This is a genomic window from Plantactinospora sp. CA-290183, from assembly GCF_050936375.1.
Taxonomy (GTDB): Bacteria; Actinomycetota; Actinomycetes; order Mycobacteriales; family Micromonosporaceae; genus Plantactinospora.
Genome location: NZ_JBNJMX010000001.1, coordinates 825123 through 848204 on the forward strand (window position 1 = coordinate 825123; position 23082 = coordinate 848204).

At 71.8% G+C, this 23082-nt stretch carries 23 protein-coding genes and 1 pseudogene; 13 read left to right on the plus strand and 11 right to left on the minus strand.

All coding sequences use genetic code 11. The features are described from left to right. Nucleotide 1: 1 nt before the first annotated feature. On the plus strand, nt 2-532 hold the full coding sequence (locus ACQEUR_RS03930) for a hypothetical protein (RefSeq protein WP_433025264.1): 531 nt from the start codon (nt 2-4) through the stop codon (nt 530-532). Here the strand turns inward: ACQEUR_RS03930 and ACQEUR_RS03935 are convergent. Beyond that, nucleotides 439-1479: an EamA family transporter gene (locus tag ACQEUR_RS03935; protein WP_433025267.1), complete on the minus strand. Its 1041-nt coding sequence runs from the start codon at nt 1477-1479 to the stop codon at nt 439-441. The genes ACQEUR_RS03930 and ACQEUR_RS03935 overlap by 94 nt on opposite strands. A gap of 135 nt (nt 1480-1614) precedes the next feature. Between ACQEUR_RS03935 and ACQEUR_RS03940 the strand changes: the two genes are divergently transcribed. Next, nucleotides 1615-3234, plus strand: a complete 1620-nt coding sequence (locus ACQEUR_RS03940) for a DUF885 domain-containing protein (RefSeq protein ID WP_433025270.1) — start codon at nt 1615-1617, stop codon at nt 3232-3234. A gap of 220 nt (nt 3235-3454) precedes the next feature. Continuing rightward, entirely contained in the window at nt 3455-4645 is a 1191-nt protein-coding gene (locus tag ACQEUR_RS03945; protein WP_433025273.1) for a lactonase family protein, read from the plus strand. A gap of 77 nt (nt 4646-4722) precedes the next feature. Here ACQEUR_RS03945 and nudC read toward each other — a convergent pair whose 3' ends face one another. Together nudC and ACQEUR_RS03955 are read right to left on the minus strand one after the other, a co-directional pair. Next, nucleotides 4723-5571 (minus strand): NAD(+) diphosphatase, encoded by an 849-nt coding sequence (nudC, locus tag ACQEUR_RS03950; protein ID WP_433025276.1) that lies wholly within the window; start codon nt 5569-5571, stop codon nt 4723-4725. Then, nucleotides 5568-6275 carry a hypothetical protein gene (locus ACQEUR_RS03955; protein WP_433025279.1) on the minus strand — a complete coding sequence of 236 codons (708 nt, stop codon included), beginning with the start codon at nt 6273-6275 and terminating at the stop codon, nt 5568-5570. Before ACQEUR_RS03955 ends, nudC begins: the two co-directional genes overlap by 4 nt. A gap of 245 nt (nt 6276-6520) precedes the next feature. On the opposite strand from ACQEUR_RS03955, the gene eno reads away from it, so the two are divergent. The 6 genes and pseudogenes from eno (at nt 6521) to ACQEUR_RS03985 (ending at nt 11281) form a co-directional block, all read left to right on the plus strand. Next, the gene (gene eno, locus ACQEUR_RS03960) at nt 6521-7804 is read left to right on the plus strand and encodes a phosphopyruvate hydratase (protein ID WP_433025282.1); all 1284 of its coding nucleotides are present in this window, start codon (nt 6521-6523) and stop codon (nt 7802-7804) included. Nucleotides 7805-7901: 97 nt separating this feature from the next. Continuing rightward, nucleotides 7902-8612 carry an FtsB family cell division protein gene (locus tag ACQEUR_RS03965; protein ID WP_433025285.1) on the plus strand — a complete coding sequence of 237 codons (711 nt, stop codon included), beginning with the start codon at nt 7902-7904 and terminating at the stop codon, nt 8610-8612. A 41-nt stretch (nt 8613-8653) separates the two neighbouring features. After that, nucleotides 8654-9208, plus strand: coding sequence for a DUF501 domain-containing protein (locus ACQEUR_RS03970; RefSeq protein WP_433025957.1), 555 nt, complete (start codon nt 8654-8656; stop codon nt 9206-9208). Between the two features lie 17 nt (nt 9209-9225). Further along, nucleotides 9226-9737, plus strand: a pseudogene (locus ACQEUR_RS03975) (amino-acid N-acetyltransferase). A 34-nt stretch (nt 9738-9771) separates the two neighbouring features. Further along, nucleotides 9772-10728 (plus strand): exopolyphosphatase, encoded by a 957-nt coding sequence (locus ACQEUR_RS03980; protein ID WP_433025288.1) that lies wholly within the window; start codon nt 9772-9774, stop codon nt 10726-10728. A 196-nt stretch (nt 10729-10924) separates the two neighbouring features. After that, on the plus strand, nt 10925-11281 hold the full coding sequence (locus ACQEUR_RS03985; RefSeq protein WP_433025291.1) for a group I truncated hemoglobin: 357 nt from the start codon (nt 10925-10927) through the stop codon (nt 11279-11281). A gap of 340 nt (nt 11282-11621) precedes the next feature. On the opposite strand, the gene ACQEUR_RS03990 is transcribed toward ACQEUR_RS03985, so the two are convergent. The 4 genes from ACQEUR_RS03990 to ACQEUR_RS04005 form a co-directional block, all read right to left on the minus strand. After that, nucleotides 11622-12140, minus strand: coding sequence for a GNAT family N-acetyltransferase (locus ACQEUR_RS03990; RefSeq protein WP_433025294.1), 519 nt, complete (start codon nt 12138-12140; stop codon nt 11622-11624). Nucleotides 12141-12185: 45 nt separating this feature from the next. Continuing rightward, the gene (locus ACQEUR_RS03995; RefSeq protein WP_433025297.1) at nt 12186-13124 is read right to left on the minus strand and encodes a hypothetical protein; all 939 of its coding nucleotides are present in this window, start codon (nt 13122-13124) and stop codon (nt 12186-12188) included. Further along, nucleotides 13121-13693: a DUF3558 family protein gene (locus ACQEUR_RS04000; protein WP_433025300.1), complete on the minus strand. Its 573-nt coding sequence runs from the start codon at nt 13691-13693 to the stop codon at nt 13121-13123. Before ACQEUR_RS04000 ends, ACQEUR_RS03995 begins: the two co-directional genes overlap by 4 nt. 148 nt (nt 13694-13841) lie before the next feature. Beyond that, nucleotides 13842-14924, minus strand: coding sequence for an aldo/keto reductase (locus tag ACQEUR_RS04005; protein WP_433025303.1), 1083 nt, complete (start codon nt 14922-14924; stop codon nt 13842-13844). 209 nt (nt 14925-15133) lie between these two features. On the opposite strand from ACQEUR_RS04005, the gene ACQEUR_RS04010 reads away from it, so the two are divergent. The 3 genes from ACQEUR_RS04010 to ACQEUR_RS04020 all read left to right on the plus strand — a co-directional run bounded on the left by ACQEUR_RS04010 (nt 15134) and on the right by ACQEUR_RS04020 (nt 17908). After that, a complete protein-coding gene (locus ACQEUR_RS04010; protein WP_433025306.1) occupies nt 15134-16045 on the plus strand; it encodes an AraC family transcriptional regulator in 912 nt (303 codons plus the stop codon). A 258-nt stretch (nt 16046-16303) separates the two neighbouring features. After that, a complete protein-coding gene (locus ACQEUR_RS04015) occupies nt 16304-16753 on the plus strand; it encodes a nitroreductase/quinone reductase family protein (protein WP_433025309.1) in 450 nt (149 codons plus the stop codon). Between the two features lie 126 nt (nt 16754-16879). Further along, nucleotides 16880-17908 (plus strand): aldo/keto reductase, encoded by a 1029-nt coding sequence (locus ACQEUR_RS04020; protein WP_433025312.1) that lies wholly within the window; start codon nt 16880-16882, stop codon nt 17906-17908. Nucleotides 17909-18055: 147 nt separating this feature from the next. Here the strand turns inward: ACQEUR_RS04020 and ACQEUR_RS04025 are convergent, their stop codons facing one another. Both ACQEUR_RS04025 and ACQEUR_RS04030 read right to left on the minus strand, forming a co-directional pair. Further along, nucleotides 18056-18247 carry a DUF397 domain-containing protein gene (locus ACQEUR_RS04025; RefSeq protein WP_433025315.1) on the minus strand — a complete coding sequence of 64 codons (192 nt, stop codon included), beginning with the start codon at nt 18245-18247 and terminating at the stop codon, nt 18056-18058. Continuing rightward, nucleotides 18240-19118, minus strand: coding sequence for a helix-turn-helix domain-containing protein (locus ACQEUR_RS04030; protein WP_433025317.1), 879 nt, complete (start codon nt 19116-19118; stop codon nt 18240-18242). Before ACQEUR_RS04030 ends, ACQEUR_RS04025 begins: the two co-directional genes overlap by 8 nt. Before the next feature lie 304 nt (nt 19119-19422). Between ACQEUR_RS04030 and ACQEUR_RS04035 the strand changes: the two genes are divergently transcribed. Further along, a complete protein-coding gene (locus tag ACQEUR_RS04035) occupies nt 19423-20226 on the plus strand; it encodes a class I SAM-dependent methyltransferase (protein WP_433025320.1) in 804 nt (267 codons plus the stop codon). Here ACQEUR_RS04035 and ACQEUR_RS04040 read toward each other — a convergent pair. Together ACQEUR_RS04040 and ACQEUR_RS04045 are read right to left on the minus strand one after the other, a co-directional pair. Continuing rightward, nucleotides 20223-21761, minus strand: coding sequence for an alkaline phosphatase D family protein (locus ACQEUR_RS04040; protein ID WP_433025323.1), 1539 nt, complete (start codon nt 21759-21761; stop codon nt 20223-20225). The two genes, ACQEUR_RS04035 and ACQEUR_RS04040, sit on opposite strands and share 4 nt — an antisense overlap. A 91-nt stretch (nt 21762-21852) precedes the next feature. Then, nucleotides 21853-23052: a phosphatidylinositol-specific phospholipase C1-like protein gene (locus ACQEUR_RS04045; RefSeq protein ID WP_433025326.1), complete on the minus strand. Its 1200-nt coding sequence runs from the start codon at nt 23050-23052 to the stop codon at nt 21853-21855. Nucleotides 23053-23082 lie beyond the last annotated feature (30 nt).

Here is a 23082-nt window from a genome sequence, read left to right on the forward strand (position 1 = left end):
TATGCGGGATCGCAGCGCGGGATCGCGCTGGATACGCCGGCGGGGACCGGTGGTCGGGTTCGCGGTGGCGGTGGCCGGGCTGCTGGCCGCCGTGCTGCTGGGCTTCGGTGCCCTCGACCCGCCGCCGTCCGGCACCGACGAGCCCTACTACGACAGCACCGCCGAGCTGGAGGGCAGTGCCGACCTCATCGTGCGGGCGACGATCCTGACCACCCGCGATCACCACGAGCAGGGGTATCCGCAGACCACCGCGCGGATCGCGGTGGCGCGGGTGGCAAAGGGCGACCTGGCCGAGGGGGCGCGGACGGAGGTGGCGTACGGGAGGCCGGGCTCCGGGCCCGACGCCCCGGAGGACCTCGCCGCGGGCCGGGAGTACGTGCTGCTGCTGGCGACCTATCCGGACTCGCCCAGCGTGCTGGTCAACTCGACCCAGGGCTACTACCCGGTCTCGGAGGGCCGGGCCACGGCGGCTTCGGCCGACAATCCGGTACCGCTGAGCCCGGAGACGGAGCGGGCCCTCGGCCTGCGGTGACGGCTGGGGCGCCGGGCCGGGGTGCCGGCGTACAGACCGGCGGCGATTCCGGCCGCCGCGACGAGTACGCCGGCGCTCTGCCCGGGGTCGGGCAGCCGGCCGGCCTGGACCGCCGCGGTGAGCAGGGTGGCGATCGGCATCACGCCGACGAGCGGGGCGACCCGTTCGACGCCGAGCCGGCGCAGGCCGGTGAACCAGGCCAGGAACGCGACCACGGTCATCAGCGCCGCGAGGTAGCCGAGGGTGGTCGCCTCCACGGTCGTCGGGAGGCGCAGCCGGCCGTACTCGCCCGCGGGCAGGGCGGCCAGCAGCAGCAGCGGTACGGCGAGCGCGCAACTGTGCGCGGCGACCCGTACCGGCCCCAGCCGGGGCAGCAGGGCGGCGGCCAGCAGGGAGAAGGCGATCTCGCCGGCGAGCGCCCCGACCGAGGCGAGTACCCCGACCGCGTCCGCCCGGCCGCTGCCCTGGACCAGTGCGGTGCCGCCGACGACGAGCGCGGCGGCGGCGACCAGGCGGGCGCTCGGGCGCCGGGCGCGCAGCAGCGGGCCCAGCAGGGCGAGCCCCAGCGGCGCCGCCCCGATGAAGGTGCCGACCACGGCCGGGTCGGCGTGCGGCAGCGCGATCAGGATGCAGGCGTTGAACGCGGCCAGTCCGGTGGCGGCGAGGGCGGTCAACAGGACCCACTCCCGCCGGGTGGGCCACCCGGGCGCCCCGGCCGGATGCCCCGGGTCACCTCCGCCGGGGACGTCCGGGGTGTCGTCGCCGGTCAGCAGGCGCGGAAAGCGGCGGGCGACGGCGTAGAGCGCGGCGGCGGCGAGCGCGTACCGGGCCGCCTGGCCGGTGAGATGCGGGTAGTCGACGATGAGCTGGCTGATCGACACGGAGCTGCCGACGATCACCATTCCGCCGACGCAGAGCAGGACGGCGACCGGGTTCGAGATCCTCACCCGGTCGACGCTAGGGCGCTATTGGTCTGACATACAGGGCCAATCATGCTGCCTTTGACAGGACCAAACTGGGCCCGGCGGCGGGGGAGGCCGGCGCTGCCGACCCGCACCGGCCTGATCGTCTAGGTTTGCCCCATGCCGCCATTCGTCCCCCTCGCCGAGCGGATCGTCGACGCGCTGCTCGCCAGTGACCCGGTCCTGGCCTCCGACACCGGCGACCACGGCGCCGACGACCGCCTGCCGGACCACTCCGTGGACGCGGTGGCGGGCCAGGTCGCCATGCTGCGCGACGCCGCCCACACGCTGTCCGAGGTGGACGCCGAGGCGTTGGAGACACCGGAGCGGGTCGACCACGCCGTCCTGTCGGCGCTGGTCGACCGGCAGCTCTTCGAGCTGACCGAGGTGCGGGGGCACGAGTGGGACCCGCTGGTACACAACCCCGGCCCGCTGCTGCACGCCCTGCTCGCCCGCCCGTTCGCCCCGGCCGACGTACGGCTGAGCAGCCTGGCCGGCCGGCTGGCCGCCGTACCGGACGCCCTGGCCACCGCCCGGGCCACCCTGCGGGACATTCCCCGGATCCACGCCGAGACGGCGGTCGGGCAGTTCGAGGGCACGGCGTCGCTGGTCCGCGACCAGCTGCCGGAGCTGCTGGCCGAGGCCCCCGGGCTGCGCGGCACGGTCGAGCCGGTCGCCCGGGAGGCGCTCCGGGAGCTGACCGGGTTCGCCGAGTGGCTGCGCGCCGGCCTGCGCGACGACGCCGGGCCGGGCCGCGACCCCCGGCTGGGCCGCCGGCTCTGGGAGGCCCGGCTCTGGCACACCCTGGACACCGAACTCTCCGCCCGCCAGGTGCTCGACCGGGCCTGGCAGAACCTCGACCGGGTCACCGAGGAGATCCGGGCGACGGCGGTCGAGCTGGTCGGCGGTCACGCCTCCGACCAGGCGGTACGCCAGGCGCTGGGGCTGCTCTCCGACGAGCACCCGGACAACTCCTCGATCGTGCCGCTGGCCCGGACCACCCTGGGCGAGGCGACCGACTTCGTCGCCGACGCCGACCTCGTGTCGCTGGTGGACGACCCCTGCGTGATCAAGGAGATGCCGGAGCACGACCGTGGGGTGGCCGTCGCCTACTGCGACGCGCCCGGCCCGCTGGAGACGGCGGCCGTGCCGACCTTCTACTGCATCTCACCCACCCCGGCCGACTGGCCGGCCTCCCGGGCCGAGTCGTTCTACCGGGAGTACAACGACCATATGATCCGCAACCTCACCGTGCACGAGGCGATGCCCGGACACTTCCTCCAGCTGGCGCACGCCCGGCGCTACCGGGGCAGCAGCCGGGTCCGGGCGCTGGGCCACTCCGGCCCGTTCATCGAGGGCTGGGCGGTCTACATCGAACAGGTGATGGCCGAGCGCGGCTTCGGCGGGCTGGCGGTCCGGCTCCAGCAGCTCAAGATGCAGCTCCGGATGAGCATCAACGCGATCCTCGACCAGCTCGTGCACTGCGAGGAGCTGACCGAGTCCGACGGGCTCGCGCTGATGACCGGGCGGGGCTTCCAGGAGGAGGGCGAGGCCGCCGGCAAGTGGCGGCGGGCGCTGCTGACCTCCACCCAGCTCTCCACGTACTTCGTCGGCTACACCCAGGTCGCCGAGCTGGCCGCGCGCCGCCCGGACCACGTACCGGTGCGGGTCTGGCACGACGCCATGCTCGCGCACGGCTCCCCGCCGCCCCGCCACCTCCCCGAACTGCTCGGGGTGTAAGGAAGGGGCCCTTCCTATCGTTTTCTGTTGTAGAAGGGCCCCCTCCTAACGCTTTGTGGGATTTTCGGGCCGGCTACCTCGGACGGGTCATTGTCGGTCGGCGTCTCAGCAAACGGCGCCGTCGGGCGCAGTCGCCCCGGTAGCCTTCCAAATGGGAAAATTCCTCTCGTTCAACCCTCATTTGGAAGAAGGGTGAGTCATGCTCGTAAAGAGGATGATAATGGCGGCTGCGGCGGCCGGTCTGGCCGGTGCTCTTCTCGGGTCCGGCCCGGGCGTCGCGGCCTCCGGCTCGGGCGCCTCGGGCTCGGGCGCCTCGGGATCGGGTTCGGCGGACGGGTCGGGTGGGCGCCAGCGCACCGAGGGCCTGGTGTTCGTACAGACCAACAAGTTTCTCGGCAACACCGTCAAGGTGTTCCTGCGCGGCGACGCCGGCGGGCTCACCCCGGCGGGTGAGTACGAGACCGGCGGGCTGGGCGGCAGCACGATCAACCCGCCGGTGGACCCGCTGGCCTCGCAGCACTCGCTCGTCTACCGGCACGGGCTGCTCTTCGCGGTGAACGCGGGCAGCAACTCGGTGACCGTGTTCCGGGTCGAGGGTGAGAAGCTCGAACGGGTCCAGGTGATCGGGTCGGGGGGCCTGCTGCCGGTCAGCATCGCCGTCCACGACGAGCTGGTCTACGTGCTGAACGCGGGCGGGGACGGCTCGGTGCAGGGGTACCGCCTGGACGACGACGACCGGCTCTCGCCGATCCGGGAGGCGCACCGGTCACTCGGGCTCGACAACACCAACCCGTCGAACTTCATGAGCGCCCCGGCACAGCTGAGCATCGACCCCGAGGGTCGGTTCGTGCTGGTGAGCACCAAGACCAACAACCTGATCGACGCGTTCTGGATCGCCGAGCGGGGTTGGCTGACAGAGGCGGTCGAGAACCAGGTCGCGGGGATGCCCTTCGGCTTCACCTTCGACGAGCGCGGCGGGGTGCTGGCCACGCTGGCCGAGACCAACGCGGTGATCCGCCTCCTGCTGGACGAGGAGAACGGCAAGCTCACCCCGGTCGGTCCGGCGGTGCCGAACGGCCAGATGGCGACCTGCTGGATCCAGCGGGTGGGGGAGTTCTACTACGCCGCCAACGCCGGCAGTTCCACCCTCAGCGCGTACCGGATCGCCGACGACGGGCAGCTCGAACTGCTGGCCGCCGTCGCCGCGACCACCGAGGGCGGCTCGATCGACATGACCACCAGCGGCGGCTTCCTGTACGTGCAGAACGGGGCGGCCGGCAGCGTGCAGGGCTACGACGTGCTCGACAACGGTTCGCTGAAGCTGATCAGCACCGCTGGCGGGCTGTCGAAGGCGGTAGCCACCACCAACGGGCCCACCACCGGCATGGAGGGCATCGCGGCCACCTCGTGACGGCTCGCGACGAATGCCGGTCCCGGCGGTTGCCGGGGCCGGCATCGACGTTGCCGGCACGGTTAGGGCGGGAGACCTCAGCGGTCCGGCCGCAGGCAGGCGTCGATCAGCCAGCGGGAGATCGAGTACGCCGGCGGCAGCTCGGTCGGCAGCGCGTCGAGCGGGAACCAGCGGGCCCGTACCACCTCGCGGCCGTCGACCACCGGCTCGGCCTCCGGCTCGGCGACCGTGGCGTGGAAACCGGCGAGCACCACCCCCGGACCGGACATCGCCCAGGGCTGGCTGCCGAAGTAGCGCGGCTCGCCGAGGCGCAGTCCCACCTCCTCGCCGGCCTCCCGGTGCACCGCCTCCTCCAGTGACTCGCCGGCCTCGACGAAGCCGGCGACCAGCGCCCAGAGGTCGGTGACGCCGTACGCGTGGCGGACCAGCAGCAGTTCGTCGGCGCCGCCCCGTCGGCCGGGCCGCCGGATCGCGACCAGTACGGCGGGGGAGAGCTGCATCGGCACGTACAGCCGGCAGGCCGGGCAGCGGCGGGCGTGTTCACCGGGTACGTCGGCGAGTTCCGTCCGGCAGGCACCGCAGTACCGGTGGGCGTGCCGCCACGTGACCACCTGGAGGGCGCGGCCGGCGAGGGCGGCCAGCGGCTCGTCCAGCCGTGCGGCCAGCACCGGCCAACCGCACCAGGCGCCGAGCCGTTCGTCGGCCGACGGCACCTCCGCCGCCCAGACCCGGGCCCCGTCCAGGGTGCCGAGCGGGATCCAGGCGGTCCCCGCCGGCAGGTCGGCGACCCGGGGGAACGTGCCGCCGGTGCCCAGGAGCAGGCGGCGGTCCGCCACCACCAGGCAGGGGTCGGACGGGTCCGCCGGGGTGTCCGGCAGGGCGTCGGGGACGAACCGGGGCCGGCCGGGGGCCGGACCGGTGCTCACTGCGGCTCGGGCCGCCGGTCGACCACTCCGGCGCCGGGGGGCAGGTCGAAGGCGCTGCTCTCCACCGCGTCGCGGTAGTTGCTCAGCGCCACGTCGAGGTCGGTGCCGTCCACCGAACCGGTGAAGCTGCCCAGGGCGCCCTCGCCGGTGATGCAGGCGTCGAAGGTGCTGGCGGCGGCGTTGCTGAGCCCGTCGACCCGTACGCAGCTGGCGTGCCGGCCGGCGACCGTGGTGTCGTACTGCCTGATCAGCGCGTTCGGGTCGAGCGCGGCGGCGGTGAGCAGGCCGATCACCACCGGCGGGGTGACCAGGCCGCGCTTGTTCATCTCGGTGAAGATCGCGATCGCCGGCTTGGTGCTGGGCTCGGGCGGCGCGGTGAGGGTGCAGGTGGGTTTCCTGGTGGCGGTGGTGTCACATTCCGTGGTCGCCTCGGCGGTCACGGTCAGCTTGCCGCCGGGGTAGGTGTACGCGGCGCGCAGCGGGTCGCGGGACTGCGAGATGGAGGCGCTCTGCCCGCCCGGTAGCTGGTAGTCGGCCGAGTAGGTCAGCTCGTGGGACTGGTCGAGCCGGGAGGCGAGGGCGTTGACGAGGTCGGCCCGGCCGATCACCCGGCCGGCGTCGTCGAGGGTCTGGCATCCGGCGAGCATCACCACGGTGATGATCGCACCCGTCAACATCCGGAGTGACGTGGACCGAGCCGGCATGGGTACCAGCCTTGTCGATCGGGTCGAGTGCACGCAAACCGCTTCCCCCACAATGTGAAACTAGTCCGGGAATGTCGGGCTCGCGGTAGCGCGTGGAGGCAGCGCCCGCGGGCCGGGGCCGGCCCGATAGGCTGCCGGGGGAACCCTCAGCCGCACCGCCGCGGCTCGGACCGGACCGCCATCGACCAATCCGATGGCCGCCATCGAGACCGATGGACTGAGATCGACATCTGAGGAGCAACACAGTGGCCACCATCGAGGGGATCGTCGCCCGCGAGATTCTGGACTCGCGCGGCAACCCGACCGTCGAGGTCGAGGTCGGGTTGGACGACGGTACGGTCGCCCGCGCCGCGGTGCCGTCCGGCGCCTCCACCGGCGCCTTCGAGGCGATCGAGCTGCGCGACGGCGACGCCGACCGCTACGGCGGCAAGGGTGTGGAGAAGGCGGTCGCGAACATCGAGGACCGCATCGTGGACCAGCTCGTCGGCTACGAGGCGAGCGAGCAGCGGCTGATCGACCAGAAGATGCTCGACATCGACGGCACCGAGACCAAGTCCGAGCTGGGCGCAAACGCCATCCTGGGCGTCTCGCTGGCGGTGGCGAAGGCGGCGGCGAGCAGCGCGGAGCTGAGCCTCTTCCGCTACCTCGGCGGCCCAAACGCGCACCTGCTGCCGGTGCCGATGATGAACATCCTCAACGGCGGCGCGCACGCGGACTCCAACGTCGACGTGCAGGAGTTCATGATCGCCCCGATCGGCGCGCCCTCGTTCCGCGAGGCGCTGCGCTCCGGAGCCGAGGTCTACCAGGCGCTCAAGTCGGTGTTGAAGAAGAAGGGCCTGGCCACCGGGCTCGGTGACGAGGGTGGTTTCGCGCCCGACCTGCCGACCAACTCCACCGCGCTCGACCTGATCGCCGAGGCGGTCGAGAAGGCCGGTTACCGGCTCGGCGCGGACATCGTCTTCGCGCTTGACGTGGCGGCCACCGAGTTCTTCGACAACGGGACCTACACCTTCGAGGGTGGCCCGAAGTCGGCCGACGAGATGACGGCCTACTACCACAAGCTGCTCGACGACTACCCGATCGTCTCCATTGAGGACCCGCTGGCCGAGGACGACTGGTCCGGCTGGGCCGCCCTCACCGCCGCGGTCGGCGAGCGGATCCAGATCGTCGGCGACGACCTCTTCGTCACCAACCCGCAGCGGATCGCCCGGGGCATCGCGGAGCGCTCGGCCAACGCCGTACTGGTGAAGGTCAACCAGATCGGCTCGCTGACCGAGACCTTCGAGGCGGTCGACCTGGCCCACCGGGCCGGCTTCAAGTGCATGATGAGCCACCGTTCCGGCGAGACCGAGGACACCACCATCGCCGACCTGGCGGTCGCGATGGGCTGCGGCCAGATCAAGACGGGCGCCCCGGCCCGCTCGGACCGGGTGGCGAAGTACAACCAGCTGCTGCGGATCGAGGAGGAGCTGGCCGACGCGGCGCGGTACGCCGGGGCCAGCGCTTTCCCGCGCTACCGTTCCGTCTAGAGAGATCGCAACAGCCGATCTGGGATCACGACGGTCGGCCGACAGCGCGAGAGTCGGTCCGACCTCGTGAGAGCCTCGGGGAGGGGGTGCGACGGCGATGACCCAGCGCCGTACGCCGAGCGGTCAGGGCCCGGCCCGCCGGCCGGATCGGGGCGGACGCGCCGGCGCCGGTGCGGTCCGGGCCGGCCGGCCGGTGGCGCGTGACGCCTCCGCCCGGGTCGACCAGGGCTCCGGCGCCGCGCGCGCCCCGCGATCCGGTACGACCCGCTCCGCCGGCCCGGTCCGTACGGCCGGTTCGGCGCGCACGGCGGGCTCGGGTCGCGGCACCGACGGGATCCGCCCGGCGAGCCGCCCCGCGGCGGCGCGGCGCGGCACCACGGGCGGGACGGTCCGGCGCACCTCCGCCCCCCAGCCGCGTCGCTACACCGGGCGGGTGACCGTCCTGATCGGCGTCCTGGTCGCGCTCGCCCTCGCGTACACCTATCCGGTCCGGGTCTACCTCAACCAGCAGTCCGAGATCGCCCGCATCGAGGCCGCCCAGCAGGCGCAGACGGCGCACATCGGCGAGCTGACCGAGAAGGCGGAGCTCTGGAAGGACCCGGAATTCATCAAGATCCAGGCGAGGGAACGGTTCTACATGGTGGCGCCGGGGGAGGTCCCGCTGGTGGTGCTGACCGATCCGGAGGGAGCGGCCCGGGACGCCGGGACGGGTCCGCAGGTGGTCGAGCAGCGCGCCCCGGAGCCGTGGTACGACACGCTCTGGTCGAGTGTCCGGGCGGCCGACGAGGCAGAGCCGGTGAGCCGGTGAGCGAGGTACGCCGCCCCGTACCGGCGGATCTGCCCGAGGCGGTGGGCACCCCACCGGAGCGCCCGGCGGCGGAAGAGGTGCCGCCACCGGTGCGGGAGCCGGCCACCGATGCCGACCTGGCGGCGGTGGCCGCCCAGCTCGGCCGTACCCCCCGGGGCACCCGGGCGGTGGCCCACCGCTGCCCGTGCGGCCTGCCGGACGTGGTGGAGACGACGCCCCGGCTGGCCGACGGCACCCCGTTCCCGACGCTGTTCTACCTCACCTGTCCCCGGGCGGTCGCCGGGTGCAGCCGGCTGGAGTCGGCCGGGTTGATGCGCCAGATGGCCGAGCGGCTGGCCGCCGACCCCGAGCTGGCCGAACGCTACCTGGCCGCGCATCGGGACTATCTGGACCGGCGGGAGGCGATCGGCCAGGTGCCGGAGATCCACGGCGTCTCCGCCGGTGGCATGCCCGGCCGGGTGAAGTGCCTGCACGTGCACCTCGGGCACGCGCTGGGCGCCGGCCCGGGGATCAACCCGTTCGGCGACGAGGTGCTGGAGCTGCTGGAGCCGTGGTGGCGCGGCGGCCCGTGCGTGGAGCCGGAGTCGACCTGGTGAGCGGGGTCGAACCGGAGCTGGTCGTCCGGCGGGCCCGGACGGCCGACGTACGCGGCATCCGCGAGCTGATCGACACGTACCGCGACGGCCGGCGGATGCTCAGCAAGGCGATGGTCACGCTCTACGAGGACGTGCAGGAGTTCTGGGTGGCGGTGCACCCCGCCGACGGGACGGTGGTCGGCTGCGGGGCGCTGCACGTGATGTGGGAGGACCTGGCCGAGATCCGCTCGGTGGTGGTGCACCCGGGCTGGCAGGGTCGGAAGATCGGCCAGCGGATCGTCTCGGAGCTGCTGGCGACCGCCCGCGAGCTGGGCGTCTCCCGGGTCTTCGTGCTCACCTTCGAGACCCGGTTCTTCGGCGGGTTCGAGGACTACGTCTGAAGATCGACCCGGTGCGCCGACGCCGCCTGCCGGCCTTCGGCGAGCAGCGCCTGCGCTCGGCCGGCGAGGAAGTTGTCGCGGAGTTCCTCGGCCTGGAGCGGGTCAAGCCGAACACCCTGGGCAACGTCCGGATGCTGCTGCGCCTGTGATGAACCAGGGAGACGACGACGTGGGGTGGTGGGCGTGACGGAGCGGGTCGCGGCGATCGACTGTGGCACCAACTCGATCCGGCTGCTGGTGGCCGACCTGCCCGAGCCCTCCGCCGGGCCGGAGTCGGCGCTGGTCGACGTGGCCCGCCGGATGGAGATCGTCCGGCTCGGTCAGGGTGTGGACCGGACCGGGCGACTCGCTCCGGAGGCGATCGAGCGGACCCGGGTGGTGCTGGCCCGGTACGCCGCCGAGATCTCCTCGCTGGGCGCGACCCGGGTCCGGATGTGCGCCACCTCCGCCTCCCGGGACGCGGCGAACGCCGACGAGTTCCGGGCGATGGTGCTGGGTACCCTCGGGGTGGAGCCCGAGGTGGTGACCGGCGACGACGAGGCCCGGCTCTCCTTCACCGGCGCGGTCCGCGGCCTCCGCCCCGACGTGCGGGGGCCGTTCCTGGTGGTCGACATCGGCGGCGGGTCGACCGAGTTCGTGGTCGGCGACCGGCCGAGTGGCGGCGGGACGGCGACGGTGCAGGCCGCCGTCTCGATGGACATCGGCTGCGTACGGATGACCGAGCGGCACCTGCGGGACGACCCGCCGACGCCGGAGCAGGTCGCGGCGGCGGAGGCGGACATCACCGCCGCCGTGGAGCGGGCGCTGACCGTGGTGCCGGGGCGGGAGGCGGCCACCCTGATCGGGCTGGCCGGTTCGGTGACCACCGTCGCCGGGATCGCCCTGGGGCTGCCCGAGTACCGGTCCGAGCGGATCCACCACGCCCGGGTGCCGTACGCCGACGTGGTGAAGGTGACCACCGACCTGCTGGCCCGGTCGGCGGCCGAGCGGCTGACCATCCCGGTGATGCATCCGGGGCGGGCCGACGTGATCGGGGCGGGCGCGCTGGTGTTGCAGGTGGTCATGCGCAGCGCCGGCATGTCGTCGGTGATCGCCAGTGAGCACGACATCCTGGACGGCATCGCCTGGAGCCTGGCGTAGACCCGTCGCATCACGATCCAGTTCAAGGCGTTGTGAGGACATCGTGATGTTGCCGTCGCGCCGGGCCAATTCCCGGGCAACGTGCCGGAGCTAGCGTCCACCGTGTCGTGCCGAGCTGGGCGACTGCCAGTATTTGCCGGCCCCCGTCCGACCGCCTACAGTCCACTTCGGACATTCGTGCAGAGAGGCCAGTGAGATGAGCATCTACGAATCGATCGGTGGCGCCCCGGCGGTCAGCGCGGCGGTGGACGACTTCTACGTACGCGTGCTCGGTGACCCGAAGCTGGCGCCGTACTTCGTCGGGGTGGACGTGCCGAAGCTGAAGGCGCACCAGCGGGCGTTCATCGCGGCGGCGATCGGCGGGTCGGAGATCTACGCCGGCCGGGACATGTCCTCGGCACACGCCGGCCTGAACATCACCGACGCGGACTTCGACGCCGTGGTCGGCCACCTGGTCGACACGTTGGCCGGGCTCGGCGTACCGGAGGAGACGATCGGCCAGATCGGCGGTGCGCTCGCCCCGCTGCGCGGCAACGTCGTCACGGCGATCTAGCCCGAGCCGCCCGGGCCACGGGCCTTCGGTTGCCAAGGATGGCTCACCGATGAGTCGGTGGTGGCCTGACGGCCGGCGCTACCGCACGCGGACCAGGAAGGCCGCGCGCAACCTGTAGACCTGCCCCTACAAACGGGGCAACCGCCCCCGGGCCCCGCTGAGGGCCCTCGGCCCGGGCCGGGTGGTGCTGGAGTTGCACCGACCGCTGTTGGTCGGCCATCTGCTCCAGCCGGCGGACCCGCTCCTCCGTCTTCGGTCGGCTGCGGTGGGCGCACAGACGGGGCAGCTCTACAGGCCAGAACCGGGCAGTTGCCACCGGATGACCGTCGCCGCCCACGGGTCACAGCGGCGACGGGTCGTGGCGGAGTCGGCTGTAGAGCCAGCCGTCGCGCCACTGCCCGGCCCGGAACTCGACCGACCGCAGTACGCCCTCCAGGCGGAAGCCGGCCTTCTCCAGTGACCGCTGCTCCGCGATGTTCTCCGGATGGGTGCCGGCCTGGACCCGTTCCGCCGGGGTGTGGGTGAACAGGTAGTCGCAGAGCATCGCCTGGGCCCGCCAGCCGATGCCCCGGCCGCGCCACTCCGGCAGCAGCACGATGCCGATCTCCCAGAATTTCGCCACCCCGGGGCCGGTGGCGTGCCAGCTCACGAGGCCGGCCCGCTCCTCGTCGACCTCGACGATCAGGCGGCCGTCCTCGGTGCCGAGATAGCCGTCGGCGGCGAAGCGCCGGGCCGGTGCCTGGGCGTCGCGGAAGCCGGCCCAGTCGAGGCCGATCAGGCCCGGCTCGGTGAGGAACCGCCGGAACATGGCGAGGTCGTCCTCCACCACCGGTCGCAGCCGTACGGACGCCTCGGTCATCTCGTGCCCCCAGGGGATCGTGGGGTTCCACGCTAGGCCGACGGCTCAGGTCTCGCAGTCCAGGTCCACCCCGCACGTGCCACAGTGGATGCTCACCCGACTGTCGACCGGGAGCTTGATCCGTACGCTGCACACCGGGCAGCCGAACGTCACCATGACCGGGGTACGGCCGGAGAAGGCGTAACCGTCGCCCTTCGACACCGCGTGCGGGCGGAGCACGCCCCGGTCCAGGGCGCGCCGTACCCGTGCCTTGTCCTTCTGGTAGTCCTTCCGCCGGCCCGGGTCGGTCGAGGTCAGCGGCGGGGTGGTCCAGTCCCGCATCGCGCCGGCGTGGCCGTGCCGGTACGCCCCGAGCGCCATCGGGCTGCTCAGCGACGGTTCCGGGTCCTCGCCGAAGAGCAGGGCCCGCCGGCCGAGGACGTAGCCGAACTGGTCCGGGGCGAGATAGCCGAGCCACCGGATGACCTCGTAGTCGAGCCGGTACGCGTCGAGCATCGGCCAGCCCACCCCGAGGAAGGCCGCGGCCGTGTCGGTGAGGATCTCGTCCTCGTAGCGCATCCGGTGGTGCCACAGGAAGACGTGCGTCACCTCGTGGGCCAGCACCGCGCCGATGTCCCGACGATGCGCGGCGATGCTCTGGTCGATGTCGATCTGGTAGCCGTCGCCGAGCAGCACCTGTCCGGCCCGCCCGGCCGGCAGCACCGGAAACCGGATGTGCATCTCCGTCTCGGGCAGCCCGAGGTGTCGCACCAGGGCCCGGGCCACCCGTTCGGTGCCGTCGTACAGGTCTTCGGAGCCACCGACCCGGACGTCCTCCGGGTGGATGCTGGTGGAAAAGCAGGCCACCGTCTCCGGGGAGAGCTGCCGGACCAGGGTGTGGATGGACCGGCGTACCTCGTCCAGCGGGGATCCCTGGTCGTGCCTCGCCCGCCGGGGCGGCGGGGCGGAGAAGGTGACCTCCACCTCGGACACGGCGGTGGTCACTCCAGCCGGGCGAGGATCGCGGTGGCGAACCGGGTGTTCAACCCGCAGTCCTCCGGCACCTCGGGGGCATCGCGGGGCGATGGGCTGGAGAGCAGCCGGAACGACTGCCGGGTGCCGACCGAGACGTACATGCTGCAACCGCCCCGGTCGAGGGTGCCGAGCACCGCCCGGTGTCCGGCGATGGTCCGCCGGGTGAGGTGCCGGACGTCGGACCGGGTCGTCTCGTCGGAGCGGGGGTAGGGGGTGAAGGAAATCAGTCCGTCCCGGGTCCACCACTGGCAGGACGGGCCGCCCAGGTCCGTCTCGGACGGCGCCATCACGACGCCGAGCTCGGTGGTCTGCTCGGCGCCGAGTGCCAGGCACGGCCGCTGGGCCACCTCGGCCACGCTGTGTTTCCCGTCCGAGGCCGCCGTCGGGCTCGCGGCCGCCGTGGGGCTCGGGCTCGCCGGGGGCGGCGTCGAGGCGACCCCGGGGGTACGCGGCGCGGCCGGGCCCCCGCCGCCGCAGCCGGTCAGCAGGAGCGCCGCCAGGAGCAGGATCGCCGCCGATCGTCCGCTGAGCTGGGTCATGGCTCGACCGTAGCGCCCGCCGCCGGGACCGGTCCCCGCTCGTGGCCGCTTCCGGCTAGGTCCTTTCTCGCGGATCCTGCCAGCAAACGGATCCAGCACCAGCTACCGCCCATGAGGCGGACCATCGGAACGAGTGTCTGGGTGTTGGTCAGTAGCGGGCGCGGCTGGATTGCAGTCGCGGGGAGACCGTGGACGGGCGCCCGTCCACGGTGGCTCCGGCGAACTGCATCATCCGCGCCAACATCCTGTTGTTGTTGGCGGGGAAGTTCAGCGCGGGAGCGGACACGTCGTCCAGTGTGGCGCGGTGGGCCTCGGTGAGAGTGACGTCCAGGGCCTGCAGGTTGGCCCTGAGCTGGTCTATGCGGCGGGCGCCGATGAGGGTGGAGGTGATTCCGAGGCGACCGTGCACCCAGGCCAGTGCCACCGCGGCGGGACTGGCTCCCACCTCGCGGGCGACGGTGTTGAGCGCGTCGATCACGACGTAGTCGGCTTCGCTCGGGACGCCGACCATCTGCGCACGTGTGGTGTCGACCGGGCCGGTGGCGGCGCTGGAGTACTTGCCGGACAAGAACCCGCTCTTCAGCGGCCCCCATGGCATCACTCCCATGCCCAGGGCCTGAGCCATGGGGATCAACTCTCCCTCTGAGGTGCGTTCGAGTAGGGAGTACTCCAACTGCAAGGCGATGATCGGCGCCCACCCGCGGAAGCGCGCGATGGTGGCGGCCTCGGCCGTCGCCCACGCCGGAATGTCAGAGAATCCGAGGTAGCGGACCTTGCCATCGCTGATCAGGTCATCCAGCGTCCGGAGGGTCTCCTCGACCGGGGTGGACGGATCGAAATTGTGCAACCAGTAGATGTCAATGTAGTCGGTTTGCAGACGCCGCAGCGAGTTCTCCAGCTGTTGCACGATCGCCTTACGGCCGGGTCCACCCCCGTTGGGGTCGTTCTGGTAGAGGTTGCCGAAGAACTTGGTACCGATCACCACCCGGTCACGCAGTGCGCGCTGGCCGGCGAAATAGTCGCCAATGATCTTCTCGGAGTGGCCGTTCGTGTAAATGTTGGCCGTGTCGATCGAGTTGCCGCCCCGGTCCAGGTAGGCAGCGAGGATGTTCTTGGATTCCTCGGGACTGCTTCCCCAACCGAAATCCTCGCCGAAGGTCATCGTGCCCAGCGTGAAGGGGCTGACGCGCAGGCCCGAACGGCCGAGCGTGACGTAGGAATCGAGCGACATCAGGAAGCTCCAAGTGGATGCAGGTACGAGACGGCGGGACGGCCCGCCCGCTGTGCTCTACCAGTCAAGCCCGCGGAGCCTTGATCAACTAGCACGATGCGCGCGATTCGTTGCACAATCCGCTCGGTCTCTTCGGGATCACCCGCACGTCCATGCACGAGCCTCTCCCTGCCGGTCGATCACCGCGAGTTCTGTGTTCCACTCGTGAGATGTCCCTGCACGAGCTGCGCGACCTGCTGGAACGGCACGTACGTCCCGATCTGACCACTGCGATCGACGGCGTCCGGATCTGCAAGATCGACCCCGGCGCTTCGCCGGTGACCTCGATGTCGGGCACCGTTCTGGCGATCATCGCCCGGGGCGGCAAGCGCCTCGCGCTGGCGGACCGAATGTACGAGTACGGCGTCGGTCAGTACCTCGTCGCCTCGGTCGATCTCCCGGTGACGGGGCACGTCGTCGACGCGGGCCCGGGCCACCCCGCACTCGGTTTCGGGATGACCCTGGACCCTGCCGCCGTCGCGGAGCTGCTGCTGGAGGTCGGGCCGGGGGATCTGCCGGGTTCCCCCGGTACCGCACGGCCGGGAATCGCGGTCAGTGACGCCCCGGACGAGTTGCTCGACGCCGTCGTGCGGCTGCTGCGCCTGCTCGACCAGCCCCGGGACCGGAAGGCACTCGTCCCGCTGTTCAAGCGCGAGATCCTCTGGCGGTTGATGACCGGGGAACAGGGTGACCTCGTCCGTCAGCTCGGCCTCGTAGACAGCAGCCTCAGCCACATCACGCGGGCGGTGCGGTGGATCCGGGGGAACTACGCCCGGCCGTTCCGCGTCGAGGAACTGGCCCAGCTCTCGGGGATGAGTGTCTCCGCCTTCCACCGGAACTTCCACGCGGTGACGGCGATGAGCCCGATCCAGTACCAGAAACACATCCGCCTGCAGACGGCGAGATTGCTGCTGGCGAACAACCCCCACGACATCACCGGCGTGGGCAGTCGCGTCGGATACGACAATCCGTCCCAGTTCAGCCGCGAGTATCGGCGCCTGTTCGGTGTTCCGCCCAGCATCGACGCGGCACGCATTCGCGGCGGAGCCGGCCCCGCCGCCGACGCGCCGGCGTTGCCGTGAAATCGCCGGAGCGAAGAGGATCGTGCAACTACCCAAGACGATTCTGCTAGCACGGGGTTTGCGGCTTTGTTTTGCTGGAATTACTACCGGAACGGACACAGGATTCCGGACCAGTGCTGGCAAAACAGGAGGCAAGGGATGAAGGTCGGCAGACACTCAACCACCCCCTCCAGGGGAGAAGCATGAATCACCACGCCCTGGGCCGGACCGAAAACGACGGGGCGAGGTGCCCCTCGACGACGAACGGCCGATGAGAACGTGACCGTGGATGACGCCGTCGCGCGAGCCCTCGCCATCGGGCCGGACTCCTCCCCGGCTGAGCGCACCATCGACATCACCACGCTGGGCGCCCGCACCGGCATCCCGCGCCGCATCGAAATCTGGTTCCACCGCGTCGACGGTCGCTGGTACCTCAGCGGCATGCCCGGACCCCGCAGTTGGTACGCGAACGTGCGCGCCAACCCGCGGTTCATGGTGCATCTCAAGCACGGGGTCAAAGCCGACCTGCCCGCGACCGCGGTGCCGGTCGACGAGCCGACCCGACGGCGAGTGATCACCGCAATCCTCGACCTCCAGAACCGGCCCGAGATCGCCGCGCGGGTCGCCCGGCGCCAGGAGTTCGACGACTGGTTCGCGCGTAGCCCGCTGGTCGAGATCGTGTTCGACGACGAGGAACTGCGGACGGCGTCCTCAGCGCGGTCCGGATAGTCCGGGCCTCAAGACATCGGTCACGTCGTCTGGTCGGGTTCCCGGCCTCGGCGCGTCGGGTTCTTTCCCGCCGCGCCGTTCGCCAGCGCCGGCCACTCAACACACGCCTTCACGGGAGACAAAACCATGAAACACCGCTCGCTGGGCCGGACCGGAATCCAGGTCAGCCCCTATGCCCTCGGCACCATGATGTTCGGTGCCCTGGGGAACCCCGACCACGACGACTCGATCCGGATCATCCACCGGGCGCTGGACGCGGGAATCAACTTCGTCGACACCGCCGACGTGTACTCCCAGGGCGAGTCCGAGGAGATTGTCGGCAAGGCACTCAAGGGCCGCCGCGACGGCGCCGTGCTCGCCAGCAAGGTGCACTACCCGATGGGCGAGGACCCGAATCACCGGGGCAACTCACGGCGCTGGATCATGACCGCGGTCGAGAACTCCCTGCGCCGCCTGCAGACCGACTACCTCGACCTCTACCAGATCCACCGCCCTGACCCGACGGTCGACATCGAAGAGACGTTGTCGGCGCTGTCTGACCTGATCCGCAGCGGCAAGGTGCGCGCGATCGGCACGTCGACCTTCCCGGCCTCGGAGATCGTCGAGGCGCAGTGGGTCGCCGAGCGGCGCGGCCTGGCGCGCTTCCACACCGAGCAGCCGCCGTACTCCATCGTCAACCGGAGCATCGAACGCGAGGTCCTGCCGATCGCTCAGCGCTACGGGATGGGCACCTTGGTGTGGAGCCCGCTCGGCCAGGGCCTGCTCACCGGCCGACACCGCAAGGGCAAGCAGACCGACACCCACCGGGCCGGCCATACGCCGCAGTACTTCAGCGACGAGCGCAAGCTCGAGGTGGTCGAACAACTCATTCCGCTCGCCGAGAAGGCCGGCCTGCCGATGGCCCATCTCGCGATGGCGTTCGCGATCGCCCACCCGGGCGTGACCTCGGCGATCCTCGGGCCACGCACCATGGAACAGCTCGACGACCTGCTCGCCGGCGCCGACGTCACCCTGGACGACGAGATCCTCGACCGGATCGACGAGATCGCCCCGCCCGGTACCGACGCCGGCCCCAACCAGGCGGCCTACACACCGCCGGCCGTCTCGAACGTGAACCTGCGCCGCCGGCCGATCGCCGAGCGTTCCGCGGCCTGAGACGACGGCTTCGGTTGCGCCGGGAGCATCAACTCCCGGCGCAACCAGGCGGCCAGGCCACAAAGATCCATCGGCGCAGGGTGTGGTTGTCCAGCGTCCGGCCGCGGGTCACCACGACGGTCGACCGTCCGTGCCGGGGCGGGGGAGTCAGCCGCGCCGGGGCGGGTCGGTGAGGAAGGCGCGCCAGGCGGCGGGGGCGAAGGCGAGGGTGCCGCCGTCTCGCTGCTTGGTGTCGCGCACGAGGACCCGGCCGGGCAGGTTGCCGGCCACCTCTACGCAGGCGGCCTGGTTGCTGCTGCGGGTGCTCGTGTGCCAGTGCGGCACAGTCGGCTCAGTCATCGACACCCTCCCGGATGATGGCGGCAAGCAGGTCCTCGGAGTCTTCCTGGCTCAGCGCCAGCTCGCCCAGGCTGCGCCAGATCTCATCGTAGACCGCCAATTCCCCCGGCTTGTCCAGGTAGAGCGCGCCGGTCAGGTTCTCGCTGTAGACGGTGGTCGGCTCCGGCGGCCGGGTGCCCTGGGCGGGAAACTCGAAGATGCGGAATGAGTTCGCCACTGAGGCGAGATGTGGGCCGGCGGAGAGCGGCAGCACCCGGACGGTGACCGTGGGCAGCCGGTTGGCGTTGGCCAGGTGAGCGAGCTGGGCCAGCCAGGCGTCGCGGTCGCTGATCGGGCGGTGCAGCACGGACTCGTCCACGATCACCTTTAGGTCCGGCGCCTTAGGTCGGCGTCGCCGGAGGATGCGCTGCCGTTCCAACCGAAACGCGACGCTGGCGGCCACCTCATGCTCGGTGACCCCCGCTCTGGTCCCGAAGACAGCAGCGGCGTATTCCGGTGTCTGGAGCAGCCCAGGGATGAGCGTCGACTCGAAATCCCGGATCCGAGCGGCTCCCGCCTCCATCCCGACGTAGAGCTGGAACCAGGTCGGGATCACCTCGCCGTAGGCGTGCCACCAGCCCTTCGCCTTGGACTCCTTGGCCAGGCTCCGCAGCACGTCGGTCATCTGCGCCGTGACGCCGTAGAGCCGGCACATCGCCTCGACGTCGTGGGTGCGTACCGTCGTCTCGCCGCGCTCGATCCGGTACATCCGCGCCCGCGACCACTCCAGCAGCTTCGCGGCCGGTTCCAGGCTGATCCCCGCCTCCTCGCGGGCCAGCTTCAGATGCCGGCCGAGTTGGCGCTGCGGTACGGACGACGCGCGATCCCCCATGACCCGTTCCATTCTCCGGTGCGTGATGCCGAACGTTCCGAACGAGACACCGATATCGGGTCCGGCGACGCAGCGTCAATATTTTTCGGCAAATTCCGCACGATGCTGTTGTCGGAGACGGCGGTCGATCTCCAGGCTCTCCGTCAGGCGGTCGCGTCCGGCTGACAAACAGGGGGCTGTGAGGTCCCGGGCGCGACCTGCGGGGGCCGCCGGTACGGCAAGCCGGCGGCCCCCTTCCAGGGCGGGCGGTGCCGTACCGAAGGGGTGGCGACGCCGACCGCGACTCGCCATCCGGGAGGTCACGATGCCACAGTCGACCCGACCGCACGTGCCGCAGCGGCCGCTCTGGCTCTGCCGGGCGTGCGCGCGGCCGTGGCCCTGCCCGACCGCCCGGCACCGCCTGCCCGTGGAGTACGCCGCCGATCCGGTCGCGCTGCACGTCTACCTGGCCAGCATGCTCCAGGACGCGATCGACGACCTCTGCCGGCTCAATCCACAGCCCGGTCCCGATCCGGCCGGGATCTACCACCGCTTTCTCGGCTGGGCCGCTCCCCGACTGCGGGTGGCCCGCGCCCAGAACGGGCCGACGGTCGCGGACCGTCTCCGGTGGGCGAACCGCCTTCTGGAGATCGCGCCGGACGATCACGTATTGGAGATCGGCTGCGGTCGTGGCGAGGCGGTGTCGCTGATATGTGACCGACTCGTCGGCGGACGGATCGTCGCCATCGACTCCTCACCCGCGATGGTGCAACTGGCCCGGGAACGCAACGCCACCCAGATCGCGCTCGGCCGCGCCGAGATCCGGGCCGGCTCGCTGGCGGACCTGGACCCGGCCGGCGAACGGTTCGACACGGTCTTCGCGATCAACGTCAACCTGTTCTGGACCCGTTCGCCGGCCCGGGAGATGGCAGTGGTCACCCGACTGTTGAAACCGGACGCCGCGCTGCACCTGATCTACGAGCCGCCCGGGGCGGACCGGGCCGCCGAGTTGGCGCGGCGGCTGCCGGCCGTACTCGCGGAGCATGGCCTGGTGGCGACCACGGTGACCGCGACGACCACCCGGTCCCGGTCGCTGCTCTGCGTCACCGGCCGGCCCGCCGCCGGCTAGACCCGGACCGCACCGGGGCGCCCGTCCTCGACCACGAACGAGGCGAGGGTACGGATTCCGGCGTCCGGGCTGGTCACCTGCCCCCGCCAGCCCTGTGTGTCCAGCGCCCGGATGTCGGTCCGCCAGCTGTCGCGGTCCACCCGGCAGCGCAGGTAGCCGCGGTGGTAGCCCTCGAAGAAGCGGATGTGCGGCGACTCGGGCAGCAGCAGCGCGACCATCCCGGCCTCCTCCTCGGGGGTGGCGCCCCGGCTGGCGATCGCGGCGCCGGTGAACTCGGTGGCCACGGTGGCGCTGTCCGGGTCCTCGAAGTCGATCCTCAGGTCGTTGACCAGGTTGGTGTGGATGTCCCCGGAGAGCATCACCGGGTTGCGGACACCACCGGCGGCGATCGCGGTCAGCAGCCGCTGGCGGCTGGCGGGGAAGCCGTCCCACTTGTCCGTCGAGAACGACCGGCCCGGTCCGGGCAGGTAGTCGAGCTGGGCCATCAGCACCTGCGCGGTGGTGACGTTCCACCGGGCCGGCGACCTGGTCAGGCCGTCGACGAGCCAGGACTCCTGGGCGGCGCCGAGCATCTCCCCGGCGGCGGTGGAGCGGTAGCTGCGGGTGTCGGTGATGTTGACCCGGAGCAGGTCACCGAAGGTCAGCCGCCGGTAGAGCCGGAAGCCGGTGCCGGGGCGGGCCGCCCGGCGCAGCGGCAGGTGTTCGTAGTACGCCTGCCGGGCGGCGGCCAGCCGGGCCGGGAACGCGGGATCGGGGTCGTCGCCGCCGGCCCAGTTCGGGGCCACCTCGTGGTCATCCCAGGTCAGTGCCCAGGGTGCCGCCGCGTGCGCCTGCTGGAGCTGCGGGTCGGTCTTGTAGAGGGCGTGCCGCAGCCGGTACTGCTCCAGGGTGTACGGCTCGGCCCGGACCGGCTCCGGTGGCAGCTCGGCGCGGACGTAGCCCGGCGTGTCCGGTGTGCCGGCGGCGGTGATCTCGCCCTCGTAGATGTAGTCGCCGAGGTGCAGCACCAGGTCCAGATCCTCCTCGGCCATGTGCCGGTAGCCCGCGTAGTAGCCGTTCTGCCAGTCCTGACAGGACGCCACCGCGAACCGGAGCGCGTCCGGGGTGGCGCCCGCCGCCGTCGCCGTTCTGGTCCGCCCGGCCGGGCTGATCCGGCCGTCGACCCGGAACCGGTAGTGGTACTCCCGCGCTGGTGCCAGACCGCCGACCTCGACGTGCACCGAGTGCGCCGCCTCCGGCCGGGCGGTCGACACGCCGTGCCGGACCACCCGGGCGAAGCGCTCGTCCTCGGCCACCTGCCACTGCACGGTGACCAGCCGGGCCGGCATGCCGCCGCCGGGCTCCAGCGGGCGCGGCGCCAGCCGGGTCCAGAGCACGACGCCGTCCGGGGTGGGGTCGCCCGAGGCCACCCCCAGGGCGAACAGCTCCGCCGGCAGTCGGGCGTACGCCCCGGCGGGCCGCGCTCCGGTCAGCGCGGCGACGCCGCCCGCTCCGGCGGCGGCGAGCAGGCGGCGGCGGGTCACAGCGAAATCCATGCGTGGCAAGGTAGCAGTGCCAGCTACCTGACACCACCACCTAGTGTGGCCCCGGCCGCCACCTGCTCCCCGACCTGCCCGTTCCGGCGGGCTACCGCTCCAGCCGGTCGTCGCGGCAGGCGCGGGACGCGGAGACCGGGTTGCACCGTACGGCGGTCCCGCCGGGCAGTTCGGCGACGAAGTCGCTGTCGTACCGCGCGGCCATGCCCACGGTCGGGAAGTCGGTGGTCACCAACTGCGCGCCGCTGGCCAGCGCGGTGTCCAGCCGGCTGAACTCCTCGGTCTTCACCGTGCTCAGCGGCTCGTCGGAGCGGGTCCGCACCAGGTAACCCCGCTTCACCAGGTCCCGGATGGTCGCCTCGTTCGTACCCCGGGGGTCGTTCACCATCGTGATCGCCGCGTCCGCGTCGCCGGGATTGCCCCGGGTGAAGACCGCCCGCCCCGCCAGGTTGGGGTGCCCCGCCAGGTACATGTCGCGGATCGGGCCGGGACCGCCGTTGTCGAAGAAGAACATCACCTTGCCCCGGGCCCGGTCCAGGGTCGGCCAGCCGTACCTGAGCACCGACTGCTCCAGGGTCAGGCCGGGGCGGCGCAGGTCGTCCGGGCTGATCAACGCGTTCTCGGTGAAGACGGAGCGGATCTCCCGGTCGATGTCGTCCAGCAGGGCCGCGTCCCAGGCCGGGCTGACCGCCCCGCCGGCCTGCTCCAACCGGTCGTCGGTCTGCTTCAGTTCGAGCTGGAGCAGGATCGGCGCGTGGTCGGGGTGTTCCCGGGACCACTGCCGCACCTGCCGCAGGCAGTCGACCAGCGTACGGCAGGTGCTGTTGTAGTCGAGGTCGGCGACGTGCAGCACCTTCATGCCCGGCGCGGCCATCGCCGGATCGTCGATCGGGCCCAGCCCGGCCAGCTTGCGGGCGAGCGGCTGGCGGTAGAGGCCGCCCTTCGGGTCGGGGAGCAGGTCCAGTTCGAGCCCGCGCATGCCCTGCCGACCGAGCAGGTCCGGGATCGAGGCGTGGGAGTAGAACCCCCACGACGGGTACGTCGGATCCATGCTCACCGCCGACGCCAGCTCGGCGTCCTGCATCTCCCGGTGGTACGCGTTGTGCGCGCCCATGAACTGGAGTTCGTTCATCCTGACGTCGCCGGCCCTCGGGGCGCTGGCGGCCGCGTGCTGCGCCGCCGATCCGGCTCCGGGCAGCGCGTTCGCGCCGAGTGCCGTGCTGACGACGGCGGCGACGACGGCGCCGAGGCGGCCCGCCGAGACCAGGCGGTTCTTCCAGTGCGGATTCATGCGGTCAGGCTGGTCAGCCCGGGTGTCCCC